We start from the raw sequence: 4784 nt of genomic DNA, 5'->3' as shown, positions 1-4784 counted from the left end.
AGCCTGAAGATCGGCCAGGTGGCTCTAGCAGCCGGCTTGCCTGTACGCACGGTGCGCTACTACGAATCGATAGACCTGCTGAAGCCAACGGTGGAACGGGCGGAGTCCAGCTATCGGCTGTTCGACCCTTCGGTTTTGGTTCGTCTGGCCTTTATCCGCCGCTGCCAGAGCCTGGGCCTGAGCTTAGAAGAAATCCGCCAAATCCTGGATGTCCACGACCGAGGGGAGCAGCCTTGTCCAGAAATTCGCCAGCATCTGCAAGGCAAGCTGCAGGAGATTGAACAGCGAATTGCCGATCTGCAAGCGCTGAAAAGCCAAATTCAAGGTCTCCTCTCCGATTGGCAGATCCCCCCTGCGGCTGCTGATGAAAAAGAGGTGATCTGCCCGATTTTGCAAAAACCAGAGGCCAGGGGCGGCAAGGGCAACAGCCGTTACTCCACCGTTACCGACTTGGCCAAGTTGCGCGGCTGATCCACATCGGCTCCGCGGCGCAAAGCCATGGCATAGGCGAACAACTGCAGAGGGATCACGTTCAGAACCGCCGACAACAGGGGTGTTGTGCTGGGCACCTCGATGATGTGGTCGGCTTTCTCCCGCACCTGGGTGTCTTCGGGGTTGATGAGGGCGATCACCCGTCCCCCCCGCGCCCGCACCTGTTCGATGTTGGAGAGCATTTTTTCGTAGACGGGATCCCGGGTGGCAATGCACACCACCGGCACCCGCTCGTCGATGAGGGCAATAGGGCCATGCTTCATCTCCCCTGCCGGGTAGCCTTCGGCGTGGATATAGCTCACCTCTTTCATCTTCAAAGCTCCTTCCAGGGCAATCGGGGCGTTAACCCAGCGGCCCAGATAGAGCATGTTGGCAACATGATGGTACTGCTCCGCCAGTTGGTCGTAGAGGGCGGCGTCCTTCAGCAGCAGGCTGATCTTGCCCGGCAGCTCGATCAAGGCTTGCAGGTGGGTTTGGATCTGGGCCGGGCTGAGGATCCCTTTGGCTTGGGCCAGTTGCAGGGCCAGCAAATACCCCGCCACCAACATGCCGGTAAACACTTTGGTGGAAGCCACGGCAATCTCCGGACCGGCATGGATGTAGAGAACCCCGGCATCCGCCAGACGGCTGGCCTGGGATCCGATGGCGTTGACAATCGCCAGAGTCGGGATCCCTTGGGTGCGGGCCTCGCTCATGGCTGCCAGCGTATCGACGGTTTCTCCCGACTGGGTTAAGGCCAGCAACAGGTGGTTGGGGCGCAACACCGGCTGGCGGTAGCGAAACTCAGAGGCGTAATCCACCTCTACAGGGGTACGGGCCAAGCTCTCGATGAAGTACTTGAGCACCCAGCAGGCGTGCCAGGCAGTACCACAGGCTACGGCGTGGATGTGCTCAATGTGGGCCAGTTGCGCTTCAGAAAGCGTTAGCCCCTCCAGTGTCACCCGGCCCTGTTCCAGATCCACCCGCCCCCGTAGCGTATCGGTGGTGGTGCGGGGCTGCTCAAAGATCTCCTTTTGCATGAAGTGCTTGTAGCCTCCCTTGGCGGCTGAGACGGGATCCCAGGCCACGGTGATGCTGGATTTGCGCAGCTCCTCGCCGGTAATGCGCAGGTAGCGCACTTGAGACTCCGTGAGAACCGCCATTTCCCCATCTTCTAAGAACACCACCTTGCGGGTATGGCGGACAATGGCAGGCAGATCGGAGGCCACGAAGTTTTCTCCTTCTCCCTCTCCCACCACCACGGCTCCGGCATTGCCCAAACGGGCTGCGATCAGCCGATCCGGCGCCTCCCGATCCAGAGCCACTACGGCGTTTCCTCCCCGCAGTTGCCCCATGACCTGGCCAAAGGCCGCCTCAAAGGAGCCCAGCTCTTCGGTGTAGAGACCCAGCAGTTGGGCGATCACTTCCGTATCGGTTTGGGAGCGAAATGGGATCCCCCGCTCCAGGAGACGCTCCTTTAGCTCCAGGTAGTTTTCCACAATGCCGTTTTGGATCACCACAATGCGCCCGCGCTCGTCGCACTGGGGGTGGGCATTTTCTTCGGTCACGCCGCCGTGGGTGGCCCAGCGGGTATGTCCGATCCCTACCTTGGCCGTGGGCATGTTGGCCGTCAGCTTCACCAGCAGGTTGTGCAGCTTGCCGGTAGCGCGGACAACTCTCAATCCTTCTTCGGGATCCACTGTGGCAATGCCGGCAGAATCATAGCCCCGATACTCCAAGGTGCGCAGGCCCTCCAACAGGATGGGGGCAGCCCACTGAAAACCCACGTAGCCGACAATGCCACACATTCCTCACACCTCAACCTCAGTCGCGCCAGCGTTGCGTAGCAATACAGGCAACACCTTATCCGCAAAGCCTACCCCAGGTTGGGGATCCCTTCAACGGCTTTGGCCGCCGTTGTTACCTCAGCGGGTCATCTCAGGGATCCCAGACTCCCGCTAGAGAGAGGGGAAAGGCAGCCAACTTATGGGGAAGTCTGCGGCTGCCATCCTTGGGATCCAGGGACAATCCCCTGGGCAAAAGAGACGGGCGCAAAACGAAAGTGATACCCTTCGGCCACCGCGGGCTGGATCCCATCTTCCCCAGGGACGCTGGAGACCAAGTTGCTCAGCCCCAATACCAACTCTCGAATGCCGCGGCGAAACTGGGGATCCCCGGTCAGCTCGTCGATGTCGGCGGTAATTTTTTGCATATTCTGAAAGGTGATGCGGGCGGAATCGAGGGTTTGGCGCAGAGTAGCTAAAGTGCCCGGATCGTTGAGGCTGGCGGCAATCTGCTGCAGATCTTCGGTAGCTTGGGCCACGTTCTCCGCAGCCGCTCGCACCTCGGCCAGGATCTGGCGCACATCGGCCTGGAGTTGTGGATCGGTAACCAGCGGGCGCACCGCGCTCGACATGGCCTGTAGATCGGCGCTCACCTGCTGAATGTTCTCCAGGACGGCGTTAAGGGAAGTGCGGTTTTGATCCACCAGGGCGGTGAATTGATCGGCAGCCGCTTGAAAACTGCGGGCAGTTCCCCTCACAGCCCCAGCCGCGTCTTGGATGGCTGTGGCAGCGGTCGTGAATTGCAACAAGTCCAGATCTTCGGTGCGCAGGGCAGCTACTCGCTCTTCCACGGTTTCTGAGAGATCGGCCACGCTATTGGCAACGCGGGTGAGCCCTTCTAGGGTGGCGTTAAGGGTGTCGAAGAGCTCATCGTCGTTGATCCGTGTGAGCAACTGATCCAGCCGGATCAATAACTGGCCAAAATCCACTCCAGGTTTGCCCTCCACCACATCCCCATCGCAGATGATTTGACTGCTGTCGCAATCCGCTGCCAGAGGGGATCCCGTTGCCGCCTGACCCCTCCCCTGGGGCAGGATATCCATCACCGTTTCCCCCACCAACCCCGTCTGTTTGGTTACAAACAGGGCGTTGCGGGGAATAGCCAAAGGCTGGTCAATGGCCACCTGCACCTCCACTTGATTGGGTTGAGGCGTGATACGCTCCACCCGACCTACGGTTACCCCCCGCAGCCGCACACTGGATCCCTCTGTCAGGCCGGCCACGTTGGTATAGGTGACGGTAAATTGAAAGCCGCGACTGCCAAAGCGCAGGTTGTAGATCCACAAAAACAGGCCGGCAAAGCCCAGCGCCCCCGCCAGGATCAACAGGCCCACTGCCCCTTCTCGCACTGCTCGCGAACGCATCACACCTGCCCCGCCACTTGAATTGGCCCTTCTACGCTACCGCTGAAAAACTGCCGCACAAAGGGGTTATCGCACGTTTCAATCTGCTGCACGGATCCCTCCCACTGCACCCGCCCCTGAGCCAACAGGACAATGCGGTCGGTGGCGCGGTAAATGGTGCTGTGCTGGTGGGTCACCACAATGTAGCTCTCACAGGCTTTTTTCACCTGCTGCAGCTCCCGGATGAGATCTTCAATCACCGTGGAGGCAATGGGATCCAAGCCCGCTGTGGGCTCGTCGTACAGCAGCAATTGGGGCTCATCCTGGGGCAGAGAAGGATCCTCCATAATGGCGCGGGCGAAGCTGGCCCGTTTGCGCATCCCCCCCGAGAGTTCTTCTGGCAGGTTGTGCTCTTTGCCCGCCAGCCCCACCGCCTCCAGCTTGGCGGCCACCAATTCCCGAATGCGGGAGCGGGGCAACTGCGAGTGCTCGTAGAGCAAAAACCCCACGTTTTCTTCCACCGTCAGGGAGTCGAAGAGGGCGGCCTGCTGAAACACCATCCCTACTCGCAAAGGGGGAGTTGCATGATGGGCTTGAATCTCCGGGAGTGGGATCCCGCACCAGAGCACTTCTCCAGCGTCTGGCTCCGTTAGGCCGGCAATGATGCGCAGCAGCGTCGATTTCCCGGTGCCCGAAGGCCCCACCAGGCCCAGGGCCTCACCCCGGTACACCTTCAGATCCACGTGGTCAAGCACCACCGTCGAGCCGAAGCGCTTGGAAACTTGGCGCAGCTCCACCAAGGGGGCAGTGCTCTGCACTGCTGGCATGCTCAGAACCTCCGCCCTCGCCAAAGGCTGGAGCCTATTTTCCGCGGCCTGCTGCTCCTTTGGGCTGTCTATGCTGCTTCTGAAGCACTTGACCAATGATTTCAAGCAAAACTGGGGGCTCAGGATGCTTCCCTCCTTGAGTCGGCTTCACTGCTAGTTTAGGAGTCGGCAGGGGCCAAGGCAATGAAGCAGCCCACAGCCCTATCAAGGCAGATCAGGGATCCCTGGCGATAGGCCCAAGCCGTACCTGATACATTCACGCTGAACTCTCCTGAACATGGTTCAGGAAAGAAGCGATC

The 4784-nt window shown here is 60.1% G+C and carries 4 protein-coding genes; 1 reads left to right on the top strand and 3 read right to left on the bottom strand.

Annotated elements, in window-relative coordinates:
* Positions 1-471 (top strand): heavy metal-responsive transcriptional regulator (locus tag NW829_RS11690; RefSeq protein WP_414417149.1); only part of this gene is annotated, 471 nt, incomplete at its 5' end.
* Here the strand turns inward: NW829_RS11690 and glmS are convergent.
* The 3 genes from glmS to NW829_RS11675 all read right to left on the bottom strand — a co-directional run bounded on the left by glmS (position 432) and on the right by NW829_RS11675 (position 4485).
* The gene (glmS, locus tag NW829_RS11685; RefSeq protein ID WP_414412916.1) at positions 432-2279 is read right to left on the bottom strand and encodes a glutamine--fructose-6-phosphate transaminase (isomerizing); all 1848 of its coding nucleotides are present in this window, start codon (positions 2277-2279) and stop codon (positions 432-434) included. The two genes, NW829_RS11690 and glmS, sit on opposite strands and share 40 nt — an antisense overlap.
* Positions 2280-2455: 176 nt before the next feature.
* The gene (locus tag NW829_RS11680) at positions 2456-3679 is read right to left on the bottom strand and encodes an MlaD family protein (protein WP_414417148.1); all 1224 of its coding nucleotides are present in this window, start codon (positions 3677-3679) and stop codon (positions 2456-2458) included.
* A complete protein-coding gene (locus NW829_RS11675) occupies positions 3679-4485 on the bottom strand; it encodes an ABC transporter ATP-binding protein (protein WP_414417147.1) in 807 nt (268 codons plus the stop codon). The genes NW829_RS11680 and NW829_RS11675 overlap by 1 nt, the downstream gene beginning before the upstream one ends.
* Between the last annotated feature and the right edge of the window lie 299 nt (positions 4486-4784).

It is taken from the genome of Synechococcus sp. R55.8 (assembly GCF_047461895.1).
Taxonomy (GTDB): domain Bacteria; phylum Cyanobacteriota; class Cyanobacteriia; order Thermostichales; family Thermostichaceae; genus Thermostichus.
Note: the sequence above shows the minus strand (reverse complement) of the source record. Positions and strands in the feature narration are given on the sequence as shown.